Consider the following 17,224-nt stretch of genomic DNA (forward strand, 5'->3'; position numbering starts at 1 on the left):
CGCGCCGCCAGATGCTGAAAGAGTTCTGGTATTATTTCTCCGAGAACAAGGGCGCCGTAGCCGGCCTCTACGTCTTCATCGCGATCATCCTCATCGCGATCTTCGCGCCGGTTCTCGCGCCTTATGACGCGACCGCACAGAACAGGGATGCGCTGCTGCTCCCACCCGTCTGGGCCGACAACGGGAGCTGGGCCTACATTCTCGGCACCGACGCGGTCGGCCGCGACATGCTCTCGCGTCTGATCTACGGCGCGCGTTACTCCCTGACGATCGGTCTCGTGGTCGTCACACTTGCGGTCACAGTCGGTATCTCGATCGGGCTTGTAGCCGGCTATCTGCGCGGTTGGGTCGATATCGTGATCATGCGGCTGATGGACATCATCCTTGCCTTTCCCTCGCTCCTTCTGGCGCTGGTACTTGTCGCGGTTCTCGGACCGGGGCTGCTGAATGCGATGATCGCCATCGCGCTCGTCCTCCAGCCGCACTTCGTGCGCCTGACCCGCGCATCCGTCATGGCCGAGAAGCAGCGCGAATACGTGACCGCCGCAAAGGTCGTCGGCGCCAGCCCGCTTCGGCTGATGGTCGTGACGATCCTGCCGAACTGCCTCGGGCCGCTCATCGTGCAGGCGACGCTTTCGTTTTCCTCCGCCATCCTCGATGCGGCTGCCCTCGGCTTTCTGGGGCTCGGCGCCCAGCCTCCGACGCCTGAATGGGGGACGATGCTGGCGGATGCCCAGGAATTCGTGTTGCGCGCCTGGTGGGTCGTGACCTTTCCGGGCCTCGCCATCCTTGTCACCGTCCTCGCCATCAATCTCGTCGGCGACGGCCTTCGTGACGCGCTCGACCCGAAGATGAAGCGGAGCTGATCTCGATGTCTCTCCTCACGATAAGCAATTTGACGGTGACCTTCGACACAGCGTCGGGCCCGTTCAAGGCCGTTGACAGCTTCGATCTCTCGGTCGACCAGGGCGAAATTGTTGGAATCGTAGGCGAATCCGGCTCCGGCAAGTCCGTTGCGATGCTTGCGCTGATGGGGCTTTTGCCCGCGACCGCCACGGTGACGGCGGACGAGCTCTCGTTCGAGGGGCATGACCTTCGGAGGATAAGCGGGCGCGAGCGCCGCAAGCTGATCGGCGCGGAAATGTCGATGATCTTCCAGGAGCCGATGAGTTCGCTCAATCCGTGCTTTACGGTTGGCTTCCAGATTAAGGAAACGCTTCGCATTCATCTGGGGCTCGATCGGAAGGCGCGTCACAAGCGAGCGATCGAACTCTTGGAATCCGTCGGTCTGCCCGAGCCCGAGCGTCGGCTTTCGGCCTTTCCTCATCAGCTTTCAGGCGGCATGAGCCAGCGCGTGATGATCGCGATGGCGACGGCCTGCCAACCCAAGCTGCTCATCGCCGACGAGCCGACCACGGCCCTCGACGTCACGATCCAGGCGCAGATTCTCGATCTCCTCGTCGATCTCCAGAAAGATCACGGAATGGCGATGGTGCTGATTACCCACGACATGGGCGTCGTCGCCGAGACCGCCCATAGGGTGGTCGTCCAGTATGCCGGACAGCAGGTGGAGCGTCAGCCGGTCGAAACACTCTTCGACGAGCCGCATCATCCTTATACCGCAGCGCTGCTCTCTGCGATCCCGGAACGGGCGACGGGCGACCGGCTGCCGACGATCCCGGGCGTCGTGCCGGGGCAGGGCGACAGGCCCAGCGGTTGCCTCTTCAATCCGCGATGTTCGCGCGCAGACGACACGTGTCGCAAAGTCGAGCCGCCCCATCAGAGCGCGGCGCTGGGGCAGGCGCTCTGCCACTACCCGCTCAACAGCGAGGAGAAAGCGGCATGAGCGCGATCGTCTCTGCGGAAGGCGTCAGCCAGGTTTACGAGGTCAAGCGCGGTCTTTTCGCTAAGTCCACTGGTCTGAAGGCCGTCAAGGACGCAAGCTTCACGGTCGAAGAAGGGGAGACCCTCGCAATCGTCGGCGAATCCGGCTGCGGCAAGTCGACGCTCGCCCGCATCCTGACGATGATCGAGGAGCCGACGGAAGGCCATCTGACGATCGATGGTATCGATGTTTCGGCCGGTCATTCGAGCGATGTCAGAAGCCTGCGTTCGACGGTGCAGATCGTATTCCAGAATCCCTATGGCGCGCTGAACCCGCGCCAGAAGGTCGGCGCAATCATCGAGGAACCGCTCAAGATCAACACCAAGCTCTCGCGCACAGAGCGGCGCAATAAAGCGGAGGACATGCTGGCCCAGGTGGGGCTGCGCCCGGAGCATTACGCTCGCTATCCGCACATGTTTTCCGGTGGCCAGCGTCAGCGCATCGCCATCGCGCGCGCCCTGATCCTTGACCCGAAGATCCTCGTTCTGGATGAGCCGGTGTCCGCGCTCGACGTCTCGATCCAGGCCTCAGTTCTCAATCTTCTCGCCGATCTGCAGGACCGGCTGAAGCTCACCTATATCTTCATCAGCCACGATCTCTCAGTGGTCCGCCATGTGGCGGACCGGGTTCTGGTCATGTATCTCGGCCGGCCTGTCGAGATCGCGCCAAAGGCTGCGCTCTATGCCGAGCCCAAGCACCCCTATACCAAGGCACTTCTTTCGGCGACGCCCGCCACGAACCCCAATGATCGCGGCGAACGCATTCGTCTGACTGGCGAGCTGCCTTCACCCTTCGATCCCCCGCGAGGCTGTTCCTTCAATCCGCGCTGCCCGTACGCAAATGATCGCTGCCGCACGGAGAGGCCCGTGCTGACAGAGCACGGACCGACGCGGGTCGCCTGCTTTGCGGTGGACGAGGGACGCATCTGACTGTGCCTTCTTGCACTGCGGCATATTCGCCCTTGCCGAGGCACTCAGTGGCCCTTTGTTGATTCGAACAGAGGTTCGGAACCGAAGGGTATTCCATGCAAGTCACACGGCCGCTCCACAACCGCATTTCGCTCGCCTTCGATTTCGACGAGACCTTGGCGGAGTCGTCGCTCGAAGTCCTGGTCGAGGCGATGGGGCTCGATGTCGACGACTGGTATCGCGATTATCGCGAACCCCTCGACGAAGACACCTGGGATACGATCAATGCGCGTGCCTATGCCCTCATCAAGGCCGGACGCGAGCGCGGCAAGCCGCTGACCCGCGACGTACTGGGCGAGGCAGGCGCGCGTATCAAACTCTATGACGAGGTTACCGCGATGCCCGAGCGCATTCGCACGGCGGCTCAAGAGGTGGCGCCGGGCGTGGAGGTGGATTTCACGGTCATCTCCTCGGGCTATGTCGACATCATCGAGCATACCGCGATCAAGGATTGCTTCGATCGCATCTGGGGCTCGTCGCTGCACTTCGACGAGAACGGCGAGGCGGTGTTCATCAAACGGGCGCTCACCCATCCGGAAAAGGCCCGCTATATGGAGGCCATCTCGAAGGGGTTCAGCATCCATGGCTCGAACGCCCCTGAATCGACGACCAAGGCGGTCGCCGACGAAGACAAGGCGGTGCCGCCCAACCAGATGATCTTCGTCGGCGATGGTGCATCCGACCTCCAGGCGTTTCAATATGTTGAGGCCAATGGCGGCATCGCGATCGCCGTGCGTCAGAACGGCGGCTTTGCGGGAGCTAAAAAGATGCATGCCCGCCAGAGGCCGACCAATCTTGCGCCCGCGAGCTATGTCGAGGGAGGCGAGATGATGCAGTCGCTCACCTATGCCGTGCAGTCCATCGCCTCGAGGATCGCCCTTTCGCGGCTTGGCCAAAAGGGTGGCGAGTAACCGTTCTCCTCAGCCTCCCTGCCAGTGCGGGTAGGTTTTTTCTCGTCGTTCGGGTGTGGGGCGGAATTTCGAGCCTGGCTTATATCCAAAGGCAATGGCGCTGGGATCAGGCGCGGTCGTGAAACGCCGCGCAATGAGGAGATCGATCCGCTGTCGTGCCGAACCGAACGGGAGGAGCCTCATCATGAATGCACCAGTTTTTCCGGAACTTAAAATTCCCGATACGATCGCGGCCGGTCCCGGTCCGGGCAATACGGCACAGCGGGTCCTCGACGCTTATCACAACCAAGGCGTCGCCGATCATATGAACCCCGAGGTTCTGCGGGGCATGATCGAGTCCAAGAAGATGCTGCGCGAAATTTGGGGGACGAACAACGTCCACACCTTCGCTTGCGCCGGCACGGGCTGGTCGGCGCTCGACATGATGTTCAGCGTCGTACATCCGGGCGAAAAGATCGTCCTTTTCGTCAATGGCACCTTCTCCGGCATCGACGAGCTTTCCGTTCGCATGAAGGGCGCGACGGCCGAAGAGCTTGCTGCGAATTCGCTCGATCCGAAGGCGGCTTCTGTCATTACGATCAAGGTTCCGCACGGCAAGTCCGTTACGGGAGAGATTGTCGAGGAAGCGCTCAGCGAGCACAAGCCGAAATGGGCGGCGATGGCCCATTGGGAAACCGGCTCGGGCCGCGTCAATGATATCAAGGGGTTCAGCGACGCCTGCGAGAAGCATGGTGTCATGGGCCTCGTCGATGCCGTGTCCTCCCTCGGTATCGCCGAGTTCAGGGTCGACGACTATCCGGGCATTCACGGCTGGGCCTCGTGCCCGCAAAAGGGCGTCATGGCCCTGCCGCTCACCTATGCGCCGGTCACCTTCTCCGACACCTATATCGAGGAACTGAAGAAGGTCGGTGGTCGCTGCTTCGTTCACCATCCGATCATGGAAGCCCGCCACTGGGCGATCATCGACGGTCAGGATGTCGAAAAGGGCAGCTATCACCGCACCCATTCGCCCTATGCCGTCGCAAGCTTCCACGAAGCGCTTCGCATGGTTCTCGAAGACGGAATGTTGCAGCGCGCCGAGAAATACCGGCGGGCAGAAAAGGCGCTCAACGCCGCGTTGACAAAAATGGGCTGCAACGTCACTTCGAACATGACGAGCCTCCTGGTTCTCGATCTGCCGGACCAGCTGAAGGGTCAGGAGAAGGATTTCGTCAACAAGTGCCGCGCCGAGAATTTCTGCATCTGGCCGACGCTTTCGGAGCCGACCCAGATCCGCGTCGGTATCCTCAATCTCCTGTCGGAGGCTCAGCTCACCGAAATCGTCACGCGGTTCGGCGACATGCTGAACCGGCATGACTGCAAGACCGATGTCGATGCGGCGGTCGCAGAGTTGAAGAGCCATCTGAAAAGCTGATTGATCAGACTGAAGAGACCAATCGGTGGCCGGTGCCTTTCATGGGCGCCGGCCTTTCGCGGTTCTGGTCCGTCGCTACCCGATGATCGCGTGGGGCACGAACCGCGAGAGATTGCGCGTGATCCGGCTTCTGTCCTCGCGCATGCCAAGACCGCAGCAGGTGTTGCCGACGATCCATGTGCCGAGGACCGCGTAATTGCCGTCCGTTTCGAACAGGCGCGTCATCTCCTGAACGATGAATCCGCCTTCGCCATAGCTGCCTTCCGAAGCCTCAGTCTCGACGCCCGCTTCGATGAAGGTGATGTTCTCGCCCTCCCGGGAATGGAGCGGCTTCTTCACGGCGTTCGCCATGTCCGCCGCACGCGGATCGTCGGCGAAATAGGCAGGCAGCAGGTTGGGATGTCCAGGGAAGCGTTCCCACAGCAGCGGTAACAAGCCCTTGTTGGAAAGGATCGCTTTCCAGGGTGGCTCCACGAACTGGGTCTTTGATCCCGGTAGATGCTCGGCGAAAGGCTCGAGCAGCATGTCCTCCCAAGGATAGAGCTTGAAGAGAAGCTCGATCGTCCGGTCCTGCATGTCCGTGTAGCGGCCCTGCTCGTCGACGCCGATCTCGCGCATGTCGAGTAGTTCGGTGCGGTGGCCGGCCTGGATCGCACAATCCATCAGATAAGCGGCGGTGCCGCGGTCCTCGTCGCTTTCGGTGTAGGCCGCGAAGTGGAAGATCGGCTCGTCCGAAAACTTCCGGAACGCCTCGATCAGCGTCTCCTGAATGGCGTTGAACTGATCGGAGTCCTCCGGCAGCACGCCCCGTTCCACGTTATCGGTCAACCAGTTATACTGAAAATACGCGGACTCGAAGATCGAGGTCGGCGTATCCGCATTGTATTCCAGAAGCTTGGCCGGTCCAGTTCCGTCATAGGCGAGATCGAAGCGGCCGTAGAGGTGCCGCTCCTGGTCCTCGAAGGAGCGTCGGACGAGGTCCTGCATCGGCTCGGGGATCGCGAGCTTCGTCATCATCGCAGGTTCGCGGATGACGTCGGCAGCAACCTCCATGCACATCTGGTGAAGTTCGGCGCTCGGGTCCTCGATCGCTTCTTCTATTTCCGCCAGCGTGAACACGTAGGCGGCATCGTCCAGCCAATACGGCTCGCCGTACATTTCGTGAAAGCCGAAGCCGACGGCTTCAGCCTTTGCGCGCCAGTCTTCGCGCTCCGGCAGAGTGATCCGCTGCACTGTCGTTCGACCCTTTCGAAAAGTTCGCCGAGCGATGGGCTCGATCGACTCCGAGAATCACCTTGCCACGAGGGCGAAGAACCGCGATCGACGCGGTCCCTGATCTCGCGTCTAGCCGCCGAAAAAGCCGCGCGATGAGGAGCGTCCGCCGAAGCCGGAGCGAGAGACGGTGCGAGTATTGACGTTCACCGGACGCGAGACGCGCTGGCCGCCCTGAACCGCGCTGGTCACCGTCTGGCCACCGCGGGTCCGGTAGATCGGAGCCGAATAGCTGTAGGAGGGTGAAGAGCGATAGTTACGGTAAGCGGCATAGCTTGCCAGATTGCCGATCGCTGACGACACGAGATAGCCGGTCATGAACGGGATAAAGAACGAACCCGCGCCATTATTGGCCTGCTGGCCAACGACGTTGCTCGATTCCAGGCAGCGGCCTTCGCCATATTCGGCTTCGCAGGCGGCCTGACCATCAAAGCGTGGGGCGTTCTTCAGGTGCTCACTTAGCGCCGCCTGATATTCCGCCTGGCAAATCTGGATATCGACACCGGAGGCCGCGCACTCCGAGGGCGTCGTGTAGAGGGCTTCCGTCGGCGGGTCCTCGCCGCAGCCTGACAGAACCATGCCGGTCGCGGCGATCGTTCCGAGGGTGAGGAGAGGGGGGCGTGCCCCGATCTTGCGCTTTCGCATCACTCGAATTCCTCAGTAGGTCATGCAGGCAGCGTTGAGCAGACCGATCGCGATCGAGTTGCCGGCACTCCAGACACCGGCCGCGATCTCGCCCTTGGTTATACGCTCGTGCAGTTTCGTCATCGTCACGGACGCGATGAAAAAGGCAAGGATTTGAACGAGAACGCCGATGATGGCCCAGATGATGAAATCGACGATCGAGATCGAGTTCTCGGCTGCGGAGGAAAGCACGATGCCGAAGCCAATGATCGCTCCGAGATAGGCAAGGACCGCAGCCATGTTGCCTTCGCGGATCAACGCCACTTCCTTGTGCGGCGTCAGGGCTGTGTAGATTGCCGCGAAGAGACCGTAAAGAACGAGTCCCAGAATGAAATACGCCAGAAAACTAGGCAGGCCCGAAACGTATCCGAACATCGTCTCTCCAGTCTTTCTTGTCGATTGCCCCTGTCGCGGGCCTTCAAAGGTGTTTCTAGACGCGTCTCACATCCGCGGCGCCGAGGCCATAGCCGAGCAGAAATTCGATGGAGCTACCTTGCCGGGATGACCCCGCCGAGAGTTCGCGCTCGACATTGATGAGAAGCATTTCCTGTGTCCGGCCCAGCGGGCGGGCATAGAGCATGCAGGTCTGGTGGATCGCCCGTTTCCGGCGTCCGTCATCGATGTCCTCGACGAATTCCACGAGGTCCGCGCGGTCCTCGCCTGCGCCCCAGTACCGTTCGAAAAGGAGGCCGTCGGCGTCGTAGCGGCTTTCGCCCACCATACCGCGGGGCCCGATCCAGCGGTCCCATTCGCTTGTCCCTGCCGGGACCACACTGTCCCAGGGGTGGTAGATGCTGATATCGTCGATGGTGTCGCCGTAGCGCCCGCCCGCCGAAAGCACCTGAAGCAGCCGGTCGTCATCGTCGTAATAGCGCGAGAGCACGGTGTTCGCGTCGAGCCGCGCCTCACCATAGGCGACGCAGACGAACGTACCGCCCTGCGGGAGCGCCATGCCGGGCTCGCCCGTCGCCGCATCGGCTTCGAGTGACAGAAGATCGAGTTCGAGTGCGCCGCCGATCGGTATGCCCAGCGGGCCGAGCTCGTCCGGGAGGTCGGCGCCTGAATCCTTCTTGCCGAAGATCGAGAAGATCAAAGGCCTGCTCCTTCCATCGCTGCCCAGTCGATCGCATTCGCGTCGAGGCGCTGATCGCTGATGTAATAAATCGTGTCGCCGGCCGAGATTTCCGTTTCGGCAGGACAGTTGAGGTCCACCTTGCCGCGATGCCCGATGCCGACGAGCGTCGCGTTCGATTTACGCCGCAATCCGATCAGCGCATCGCCGTACCGAATGGCGCACTGGATCTTCGGGATTTCCATGGAATAGGCGGTATCGGCCGTGCTTGCCGATAAAAGCAGCTTGGCAACCTGCGAGGAACCGGGGTCGCGGGCGGCCCGCACCAGAAGTTCCGGGGAGAGCGAGGTGATCGTCTCGATCCGCGCGGCCTGGCGCTCTGCGATGTCCGCAGTTCTTTGAAACTCGAAATGGGCGACGACGTGCGTGTGGTCATTGAGCGTCGCCGCGACGAGCGCAGCAGCCAGCGTTTCGTCGTCGTTCTCTCCGCGCACCACGACGCCGCGCGCGCCCGCGATGCCGGCACGCTCGAGGGCATCGGGGGCGGCAAGTCGCTCCGTGCGAACGAAATCGATGTCGTCGGACATCGGATTTTCCGTCAGGCTGCGAGAGATGAGAACCGGATAGGCCTCGTCCTCCGTCCGCTCGCCGGAGAGCATGGTGAGAAGCTGCCGCGTCGCGCCTTCCTGCCAGCCGAGAACGATCATGTGGCCGGACCTTGAGCTAAAATCGCCTGCGCCCTGCATTCTCTTCCTCCAAACCCCGCTGATGCCCGCGAGCAGCTTGCCGAGCACGGCCGTGAAGATCGCGATCGCGCCGGGAATCACGAAGAAGGTCGCGATCAGCCGTCCCGGTGTCCCCACTGGCGACAGGTCACCATAGCCGACCGTCGTGGCGGTGACACCGTAGTAGTAGATGTAGGTCGCAACGTCACTGGTCAGTCCTGCTTCTCCGGCGAAAACCAGGAGGACGTATGACAGGAGGATATGGGCGAAGAAGAGGAAGAGAACCGCAGTCCATGTCAGCTCCGCAAGCGCGGTATAGGCGCGGCGGGCGAACTTCAGGAAAATTGGCATCTCGCATCCCTCGATCCGCCACCCCATCTAGGCGATGCCGCGACGGCTGTCCTTTGGAGCGCTTCGATTGAACAAGTCCTCGCGGCTGATGTAAAACCTGTCTCGAAACCGATTGCAAGAAAGGTCGTCCCGACGTGGAACCCTGGAATCTCGCGAGCCTCACCGAGCTCTTCGCCTCAGACCCGGACGAGTTGGGAGATGTCGATGTCTCAGTCGTCGAAGGAACCGACGTGTTACGGGTCACTCTCAAAGAAAAGGGTGATCTGGACATCCTCGTTACCGCGAGCGGCGATCAGGTTCTTGCGAGCGTCTCGCTCGTGAAAGCCAGCGACCTGCCGCGCCGAGAGGAATTCGACCGGATGATCCTTTCGACGCACAAGCTCGTACCACTCTCCACCTTCGGTATCGTCACCATCAACGGCGAAGAATGGTATGAACTGTTCGGTTCGCTTTCGGCACTGTCGAGCGAACATGCCATGGTCGAAGAAATTGCCGTCCTTGCGGAAAACGCGGTCGATGCGGCCAATATGATCGAAGAATGGAAGAACGGGGAGTTCGGACAATGAGCGTCTGGGGAAAGCTATTCACCGCCGTTCGCGGCGGAGCCAACGAGGCGGCCGAGTCGGTCGCCGACAAGCAGGCGCTGCGCATCCTCGACCAGGAAATCCGTGACGCCGAGACCTCGCTACGCAAGGCACGCTCGGACCTTGCGGGTATCATGGCGTCGAACAAGCGGCTTTCGCGCAAGATCGAAGAGGCCCGCGAGAAGGAGCAGCGCGATACTGAAAGCGCCCGGGCCGCGCTTCAGGCCGGACGCGAGGACCTGGCCCGGGGTCTTGCCGACCGCATCTCCGGTCTCCGGCAGGAAATCCACCGCGACGAGGGCGAACTGGAGCGCATGCAGGCGAGCCAGAGCCAGATGATGCGGGCGATTCAGGACACCGAGCACCGGCTGCAGCAGATGCGCCGCGAGGTGGAAAACGTGAAGGCCAATGAGTCGCTGATCAAGGCGCAGTCCGCGATCGCGCACTCCCAGTCTGGCGTCAATTCCAAGCTCGGCAACGCGATGGACTCGCTCGAGCGCATCCGCAAGCGTCAGGATGAGACGCGTGGCCGGATCGAGGCGGGTGCCGAACTCGCCGCCCTCGAGTCTGGCTCCGATCTCGATCGTCAGCTTGCCGAAGCGGGCATCGGCGGCAAGGGATCATCCTCGGCTGACGACGTGCTGGCCCAGATCATGGGCGAATCGAAGCCGGCGATCGGCCAGTCGAAGGATCCGCTCGGCATCGAGCGCAAAGACAACTGATCCACGCTTCCGGCTTCCCTGTAAGCCCAAAGCTTGAGCGCCGGACTGGAAACTCGACCCCGGCGCTCTCGCAGCCACAGATATGACGTCACCGGGCGCAGCATCTGAACCGATACCGATACCATTACCGATGTTTGAGGCTCACGCGATCAGTCATTCACTGGGTTTTTGATGCTCGCGCCATGCATCGGGTTCGAAATCCGGCAGGGCGTCGAAGGCCGATTTCAGCGCATCGGACCATCCGTCGGAGATCGTCTTGTAATAGGGATCTTCGCCGGTGATGCGTGTACGCAGGCCCGCTTCGTAAGTGTCTCTCTCGTAAAACTGCAGATCGAGCGGCAACCCCACCGACAGGTTGGATCGAAGGGTCGAGTCAAAGGAGACCATGAGAAGCTTCGCGCATTCGGCCATGGACATCTTCCGATCATAGGTCCGAATGATAATCGGGCGTCCATATTTGTGTTCGCCGATCTGGAAGAAGGGATTGTCTTCTCCCGCCTCGACGAAATTGCCCTCAGCATAGATGTTGAAGAGGCGCGGCGGCGTGCCCTTGATCTGGCCTCCCAGAATGAAGGAGCCGGAGAACATCGGATCGGGCGATTGCGCCTGCGGGCCGGACGAACCGCTGATGACCTCGCGAAGGGTCTCGCCGACGAGCTTGGCTGTCTGGAACATCGTCGGCTGCGAGAGAATGGCGGGCTGCCGCTCAGACGGCGCAACCGTTCGCTCGTCGAGCAGGGAGACCGTTGCCTGGGTGGTTGCGAGGTTGCCTGCGGACATGAGGCAGAGGAAGCGCTCTCCCGGCACCTCCCATGTCTTCATCTTCACGACAGTCGAGATGTTGTCGATGCCCGCATTCGTGCGGGTATCGGACATGAAGACGAGACCTGCATCCACAAGTAAGCCGACGCAATATGTCATGGAAGGTCTCCGTGATAGCAGCGAATGCGACCGAGTTTGGAATTCTTAAATTGAGTTTGCCAAACACCGCAATTGCACTGCCGTCACGCAGAACGATTTAAAATCACCGACCCAGCTTCACGCCAGTTTGCTCCGTCTCATGCACTCTGGTTCTGCGACTGGGACTGCGACTGGTTTGCTGGATCAACATCTGGATAGAAGCGATAGTTTTCCGCGATCAGCCCCGAGACCGTGTTGTTGTCGATAATGAAATTCTCGAGGAATTCGTGCAGTCCGCTCGCCAGCACCTCGCGGACGGTCAGGTTCGACAGGCGTTCGTAGATTTCGTTGACGCGCGCCGCGCTCGGGTTTGGCGTGTCGGAACCGCGATCGAGATAGGACATCGAATCGCGCATCATGCCGTAACAATGGCCGAGCGATCGCGGCATGCGCCGGTTCAGCATCAGGAAGTCGATGATGTTCGTCGCCGTGTAATTGGCGTCGTATTCCCAGGTGTAGGAGCGATGGGCGGAGACTGATCGCAGGATCGACGACCACTGGAAATTATCGAGCGACGAGCCGATCGAGGAGTGCTCGGGAAGGAGCACCCAGTATTTCACGTCGAGAATGCGCGCCGTGTTGTCGGCGCGCTCCAGAAACGCTCCGAGCTGGCAGAAGTCGAAGACCTCGTTGCGAAGCATCGTGCCGTAGAAGGCGCCGCGAATCAGGGCGCACCGCGTCTTGACAAGATCCAGCGTTTTGGGGAGCGTCCGGTGATTGATCGGACCCGCAAGAGCGGTCTTGATGGTCAGGTAGGTATCGTTGGTCGCTTCCCAGAGCTCGCGGGTCAGCGCGGTGCGGACCATGCGACCATTCATCCGGGCCGTGTCGATCGATGACCGGATCGAGGACGGATTGTCCTGATCGCGAAGCATGAAGTCGATGATCTTGGCCTCGTCGAGATCCCCGTGCTTTTCCTTGTAGAGATCTTCCACGCCAGCTGAGACGAGAACGGACTCCCATTCGTCCCGGTCTTCGACGGACAGGTTGGTCAGGGAAATCCTGGTTCCCGCGTCCACGAGGCGAGCCATATTTTCAGCCCGCTCAATATATCGGAACATCCAGAAGAGCCCATTTGCCGTCCGTCCGAGAAGTGCCATCGTTCGTCCTTTCATCTCTTGCGACTGTCACCGATCCAAGTTCGGTCGCCGCCTGTCGGCCTGCCGTTTTGAATGAGGTTTGAGCTAGTCGCGAAGCACCCAGGTATCCTTGGTGCCGCCGCCCTGGCTGGAATTGACGACGAGCGAACCTTCCTTCAGCGCGACGCGGGTCAGTCCGCCAGGGATGATCCTCACCTTGTCCGACACGAGGACGAAGGGACGAAGATCGACATGGCGCGGAGCGAGCTCGCCCTTCGACAGGATCGGCACGGTGGAGAGCGCAAGGGTGGGCTGGGCGATGTAGTTCTGCGGGTCTTCCTTCAGCTTCTGCGCGAAGGCTTCGCATTCCGCCTTCGTCGACGTAGGGCCCACCAGCATGCCGTAACCGCCTGATCCGTGAACTTCCTTGACGACGAGTTCCGGCAGATGGTCGAGGACGTATTTGAGGCTGTCCTCTTCCGCGCAGCGCCAGGTCGGCACGTTTTCCAGCATGGCGGGCTTACCGGTAAAGAACTCCACGATCTCAGGCATGTAGGAATAGATCGCCTTGTCGTCGGCGATGCCGGTGCCCGGCGCGTTCGCGATCGTCACCGCGCCCCGCTTATAGGCGTCCATGATGCCTGGAATACCCAGCATCGAATCCGGATTGAAGACTTTCGGATCGAGGAAGGCGTCGTCGATGCGCCGGTAGATGACGTCGATCGGAACATAGCCCTCGGTGGTGCGCATCTGGATGCGCCCGTCGATCTCCGCGACGTCCGAACCCTCGATCAGCTCCACACCCATCTGGTCGGCGAGGAACGAGTGCTCGAAGTAAGCCGAGTTGAAGATGCCCGGCGTCAGCACGGCCACCCGTGGCTTGCCTTCGCACATCGGCGGCGCGACGGCTTCCAGCGAGCGGCGAAGATGATGCGGATAGGTCTCCACGGGCCGCACGCGATTTTGCGCGAAGAGCTCGGGGAACATCTGCATCATCGTTTCGCGGTTCTCGATCATGTAGGAGACACCGGACGGCGTCCGCGCGTTGTCTTCCAGAACGTAGAACTGATCCTCGCCGGTCCGCACGATGTCGGTGCCGATGATGTGCGTGTAGACTTTGCCGGGCGGTGTGAAGCCGACCATCTGCGGAAGGAAGGCATCGTTGTCTTCGAGGAGACGAGCGGGAAGGATGCCTGCCTTCACGACCTCCTGATCGTGATAGATATCGTGCAGGAACAGGTTGAGCGCCTCGACACGCTGCTCGATGCCTTCCGCGAGCTTGTCCCACTCGCCCTTCGCCATGATGCGCGGAACCATGTCGAAGGGGATAAGCCGTTCGGCCGCTTCCTGCTGGCCATAGACGTTGAAGGTGATGCCCGTCCGCCGGAAGAAGGTTTCCGCGTCGGCGGACTTGGATGCCAGCTCGAGGGCGTCCTGATCCTTGAACCAGCCATGGAAGCTTTCATAAGGCTGCCGTACTTCGTCTTGGCTCAGTAGCATCTCATCGAACGGTGGCACGGCGGGCTCCTTCAGTGATTAGTTCTTCCTCACTATAGAAAGCGCGATTTCGTACGAACAAGACCAGACAGCGCCAGTTTTTTAATCAAACCCCGATTCTCAAGCCTGCAGAGCCGGCCGTTCGCGATGGTTTCGAGCTGGCGGAACGCCGAAAAAGACGGGTCCTGGAGACGGATTTCGCCAGCAAGAACCAGAGAAATCCACCGTCGCGATGGTCTGGCCCCGTGCCATTTTGCCCTCGGAGCCTTATCTGGAGGGCTTGTAACCGATTCAATCCGCTGGAGCTTAACCGTTGCTACAAGCGACTTCCCGGATCGACCCCGCCGATTATCGCGCTGCCATGCGCCGATTTGCGGCCGGTGTCTGCCTTGTCACGACGGACGGAGAGGCCGGGCCACGGGGTCTGACGGTCACTGCGACCTGTTCAGTCTCTTCCGATCCACCGACACTTCTCGTCTGCCTCAACACCGCGAGCCCGCTCAACAAGCGATTCGAGGCAAATGGCTGCTTTGCGCTCAGCGTGCTCAGCGCCGAGGATCAGAAGCTGGCGCGAGCCTTCGCCGGCGAGGGCGAGCTGGAGCCCGAGGAGCGGTTTGCGCTCGGGGACTGGGCCACCCTTGAAACCGGTGCGCCGATACTCAGGAGCGCGGTGACCGCCTTCGACTGCCGATTGACGGACACCAAGCTCGTCGCCACCCATCGCATCATCATCGGCGAGGTCGTCGGCATCGCCGACGAGATAGAAGCGTCTTCTTTAGTCTACCTCGACCGGACATGGCATTCGCTCTAGCCTTCCGATCCAGTGGAACAAGCAAACAAAGAAGCAGGAAATCCGCCGTGACGAAGACCCTTCCGGACACGATCGACGCGACCGCGGCATTGCTGGAGAGCGAAGGTTACGTGGCCGATCGCTCTCTCGCAACGGTGCTGTTTCTCGCCCTCAGGATGAAGCGGCCGATCTTCCTGGAAGGTGAGGCGGGTGTCGGCAAAACCGAGATCGCGAAGGTTCTGGCAGCGGGGCTCGACCGTCCGCTGATCCGGCTCCAGTGCTATGAGGGCCTCGATGTCTCCTCAGCCCTTTATGAGTGGAATTACGCCGCTCAGATGATCGAAATTCGTCTGCGTGAAGCATCCGGCGACACTTCGCGCGACGCTGCGCGGTCTGAAATCTTTTCTAACGAATTCCTCATCCGGCGGCCGATCCTGAAAGCCATGGAAGGTGAGCCGGGCAGGGCGCCGGTTCTGCTCATCGACGAACTGGACCGAACCGACGAAGCGTTCGAAGCTTTCCTGCTGGAAGTGCTGGCAGACAATCAGGTGACGATCCCCGAACTCGGCACGATCAAGGCGCCGGAGCCGCCCATCGTCGTCATCACGACCAATCGGACCCGGGAAATCCACGACGCCCTGAAGCGCAGATGTCTCTACCACTGGGTAGACTATCCGGAAGCTGATCGCGAACTCGAGATCGTGCGCCGAAAGGCGCCGAATGCGAACGAGGATCTGGCAAGGGAACTCGTTGCCTTTGTCCAGCGCCTGCGCGACACGGATCTCTTCAAGGCCCCGGGCGTCGCCGAAACCATCGACTGGGCGAACGCCCTGACCGAGCTCAATGCGGTCGCTCTCGACCCGCGCTATGTCTCCGATACGCTTGGTGTTCTGCTCAAATATCAGGACGATATCCAGCGCCTCCAGCAGGGCGAGAGCACGCGCATTCTCAACGAGGTGAAGCGCGACCTCCAGAAACAGTCCTGACGTGATGAGGGCGGACGAGCCGGAGCATCACACCAGGGATTTGATCGAGGCCGATCCAGATGGGCGTCTGGCCGACAACATCACCTATTTCGCGCGAGCACTGCGACGCTCCGGATTGAAGCTCGGTCCATCTGCGACGCTCGACGCCATCGAAGCTGTCAAGGCTTCGGGGTTCGGCTCGCGCGACGATTTCTACTGGACGCTTCATGCCACCCTCGTGACCCGGCATGAGGACACTGCCGTTTTCGACGAAGCCTTCCGGCTCTTCTGGCGGTCGCGCGAACTGATCGAGAAGATGATCGCCATGTTCTCGCCGAAGGCACCGCCACGCCAGTCCGAAAAGCGGAAGCCGAAGGCCGGTTCGCAGCGAGCGTCCGAGTCGCTCTTCGAGGGACAGGAAGAGCGGGTAACCCAACAGGAAAAACCGGAGATCGAGATCGATGCGTCGATGACGATGTCTGGCAACGAGGTTCTGCGGGGCATGGATTTCGCGCAGATGTCCGCAGCCGAACTTGCCGCTGCCCAGCGCGCCATCTCCAATCTTCGACTGCCGCGCGATCGCATCGAGACGCGCCGGTTCAGGGTCGATCCGCGCGGGCGAAAAATCGATGCACGCGCAACCATACGCGGGGCAATGCGCACCGGCGGCGACCTCATTCTGCCGCGCTTTCGATCTCAGCGGGTCGTCCAGCCGCCTCTCGTCGTTCTGGCCGATATTTCCGGCTCCATGAGCCAGTACAGCCGCATCTTTCTGCATTTTCTTCATGCGATCATGGAGAAGCGTCGCCGCGTGCACGCATTCCTTTTCGGCACGCGCCTGACCAATGTCACGCGCCAGTTGCTCCGCAAGGACCCCGATCAGGCCTTTGCCGAATGCGCCGACAGCGTGAAGGACTGGTCTGGCGGCACACGCATCGCCGAGGCTCTGCACAGCTTCAACCGCGACTGGTCGCGCCGGGTTCTTAGCCATGGCGCGATCGTGCTTCTCATCACCGATGGGCTCGAACGCGATAGCGCTTTCGACCTCGATATGGAAATGGAGCGGCTTCATCTCAGCTGCGAGCGGCTGATCTGGCTGAATCCGCTGCTTCGCTTCGACGGATTCTCGGCGAAGGCGAGGGGCGTTCGCACGATGCTTGATCACGTGGATGAGTTCAGGGCGGTCCATTCGCTCGATGCCATGGCCGAGTTGTGTGCTGTTCTGTCCGCCGACAATCGACAGGTCAACGATCCAAAAGCCTGGCTGCGAACTGGCTAGGAAACACTGTCCGTCGCCGCAAACCTCTGGCTGGCACGGGTCCGACGTTCGGACCATTTCATTCGG

The 17,224-nt window shown here is 61.0% G+C and carries 18 protein-coding genes; 10 read left to right on the plus strand and 8 right to left on the minus strand.

What is annotated here, in order from left to right; translation table 11 throughout:
• The first annotated feature begins 11 nt into the window (after window positions 1–11).
• The 5 genes from ABDX79_RS02200 to ABDX79_RS02220 all read left to right on the plus strand — a co-directional run bounded on the left by ABDX79_RS02200 (window position 12) and on the right by ABDX79_RS02220 (window position 5,178).
• Complete coding sequence (locus tag ABDX79_RS02200) at window positions 12–866, plus strand: ABC transporter permease subunit (protein ID WP_346218884.1); 855 nt, start codon at window positions 12–14, stop codon at window positions 864–866.
• Window positions 867–871: 5 nt separating this feature from the next.
• Complete coding sequence (locus tag ABDX79_RS02205) at window positions 872–1,846, plus strand: ABC transporter ATP-binding protein (protein WP_346218613.1); 975 nt, start codon at window positions 872–874, stop codon at window positions 1,844–1,846.
• Entirely contained in the window at window positions 1,843–2,814 is a 972-nt protein-coding gene (locus ABDX79_RS02210; protein WP_346218614.1) for a dipeptide ABC transporter ATP-binding protein, read from the plus strand. Before ABDX79_RS02205 ends, ABDX79_RS02210 begins: the two co-directional genes overlap by 4 nt.
• Window positions 2,815–2,909: 95 nt before the next feature.
• A complete protein-coding gene (locus ABDX79_RS02215) occupies window positions 2,910–3,764 on the plus strand; it encodes an HAD family hydrolase (protein ID WP_346218615.1) in 855 nt (284 codons plus the stop codon).
• A 184-nt stretch (window positions 3,765–3,948) separates the two neighbouring features.
• Window positions 3,949–5,178 carry an aminotransferase class V-fold PLP-dependent enzyme gene (locus ABDX79_RS02220; RefSeq protein ID WP_346218616.1) on the plus strand — a complete coding sequence of 410 codons (1,230 nt, stop codon included), beginning with the start codon at window positions 3,949–3,951 and terminating at the stop codon, window positions 5,176–5,178.
• 75 nt (window positions 5,179–5,253) lie between these two features.
• Here ABDX79_RS02220 and ABDX79_RS02225 read toward each other — a convergent pair whose 3' ends face one another.
• The 5 genes from ABDX79_RS02225 to ABDX79_RS02245 form a co-directional block, all read right to left on the minus strand.
• Window positions 5,254–6,411, minus strand: a complete 1,158-nt coding sequence (locus tag ABDX79_RS02225; RefSeq protein WP_346218617.1) for a glutathionylspermidine synthase family protein — start codon at window positions 6,409–6,411, stop codon at window positions 5,254–5,256.
• Window positions 6,412–6,522: 111 nt separating this feature from the next.
• On the minus strand, window positions 6,523–7,095 hold the full coding sequence (locus ABDX79_RS02230) for a DUF1190 domain-containing protein (protein ID WP_346218618.1): 573 nt from the start codon (window positions 7,093–7,095) through the stop codon (window positions 6,523–6,525).
• Between the two features lie 12 nt (window positions 7,096–7,107).
• Window positions 7,108–7,509 carry a DUF350 domain-containing protein gene (locus ABDX79_RS02235; protein ID WP_346218619.1) on the minus strand — a complete coding sequence of 134 codons (402 nt, stop codon included), beginning with the start codon at window positions 7,507–7,509 and terminating at the stop codon, window positions 7,108–7,110.
• Window positions 7,510–7,564: 55 nt separating this feature from the next.
• The gene (locus ABDX79_RS02240) at window positions 7,565–8,227 is read right to left on the minus strand and encodes a DUF2491 family protein (protein WP_346218620.1); all 663 of its coding nucleotides are present in this window, start codon (window positions 8,225–8,227) and stop codon (window positions 7,565–7,567) included.
• Complete coding sequence (locus ABDX79_RS02245; RefSeq protein WP_346218621.1) at window positions 8,224–9,282, minus strand: ion channel; 1,059 nt, start codon at window positions 9,280–9,282, stop codon at window positions 8,224–8,226. The genes ABDX79_RS02240 and ABDX79_RS02245 overlap by 4 nt, the downstream gene beginning before the upstream one ends.
• Window positions 9,283–9,416: 134 nt before the next feature.
• Here ABDX79_RS02245 and ABDX79_RS02250 point away from each other — a divergent pair, with 134 nt between their 5' ends.
• A complete protein-coding gene (locus ABDX79_RS02250) occupies window positions 9,417–9,848 on the plus strand; it encodes a YjfI family protein (RefSeq protein ID WP_346218622.1) in 432 nt (143 codons plus the stop codon).
• Window positions 9,845–10,588, plus strand: a complete 744-nt coding sequence (locus ABDX79_RS02255) for a PspA/IM30 family protein (protein ID WP_346218623.1) — start codon at window positions 9,845–9,847, stop codon at window positions 10,586–10,588. The genes ABDX79_RS02250 and ABDX79_RS02255 overlap by 4 nt, the downstream gene beginning before the upstream one ends.
• Before the next feature lie 153 nt (window positions 10,589–10,741).
• Here the strand turns inward: ABDX79_RS02255 and ABDX79_RS02260 are convergent, their stop codons facing one another.
• The 3 genes from ABDX79_RS02260 to ABDX79_RS02270 form a co-directional block, all read right to left on the minus strand.
• Window positions 10,742–11,509, minus strand: a complete 768-nt coding sequence (locus ABDX79_RS02260) for a proteasome-type protease (protein ID WP_346218624.1) — start codon at window positions 11,507–11,509, stop codon at window positions 10,742–10,744.
• 137 nt (window positions 11,510–11,646) lie between these two features.
• Window positions 11,647–12,648 (minus strand): alpha-E domain-containing protein, encoded by a 1,002-nt coding sequence (locus ABDX79_RS02265; RefSeq protein WP_346218625.1) that lies wholly within the window; start codon window positions 12,646–12,648, stop codon window positions 11,647–11,649.
• An 84-nt stretch (window positions 12,649–12,732) separates the two neighbouring features.
• On the minus strand, window positions 12,733–14,127 hold the full coding sequence (locus ABDX79_RS02270) for a circularly permuted type 2 ATP-grasp protein (RefSeq protein WP_346218885.1): 1,395 nt from the start codon (window positions 14,125–14,127) through the stop codon (window positions 12,733–12,735).
• Between the two features lie 310 nt (window positions 14,128–14,437).
• On the opposite strand from ABDX79_RS02270, the gene ABDX79_RS02275 reads away from it, so the two are divergent.
• Genes ABDX79_RS02275 through ABDX79_RS02285 form a run of 3 tightly spaced genes read left to right on the plus strand, consistent with a single transcriptional unit; the run spans window position 14,438 to window position 17,158 of the window.
• The gene (locus ABDX79_RS02275; RefSeq protein ID WP_346218626.1) at window positions 14,438–14,935 is read left to right on the plus strand and encodes a flavin reductase family protein; all 498 of its coding nucleotides are present in this window, start codon (window positions 14,438–14,440) and stop codon (window positions 14,933–14,935) included.
• A 47-nt stretch (window positions 14,936–14,982) separates the two neighbouring features.
• Window positions 14,983–15,900: an AAA family ATPase gene (locus ABDX79_RS02280; protein ID WP_346218627.1), complete on the plus strand. Its 918-nt coding sequence runs from the start codon at window positions 14,983–14,985 to the stop codon at window positions 15,898–15,900.
• A 4-nt stretch (window positions 15,901–15,904) separates the two neighbouring features.
• Window positions 15,905–17,158 carry a vWA domain-containing protein gene (locus ABDX79_RS02285; protein WP_346218886.1) on the plus strand — a complete coding sequence of 418 codons (1,254 nt, stop codon included), beginning with the start codon at window positions 15,905–15,907 and terminating at the stop codon, window positions 17,156–17,158.
• Window positions 17,159–17,224: the final 66 nt, after the last annotated feature.

Source organism: Fulvimarina fulva (assembly GCF_039652615.1).
GTDB lineage: Bacteria > Pseudomonadota > Alphaproteobacteria > Rhizobiales > Rhizobiaceae > Fulvimarina.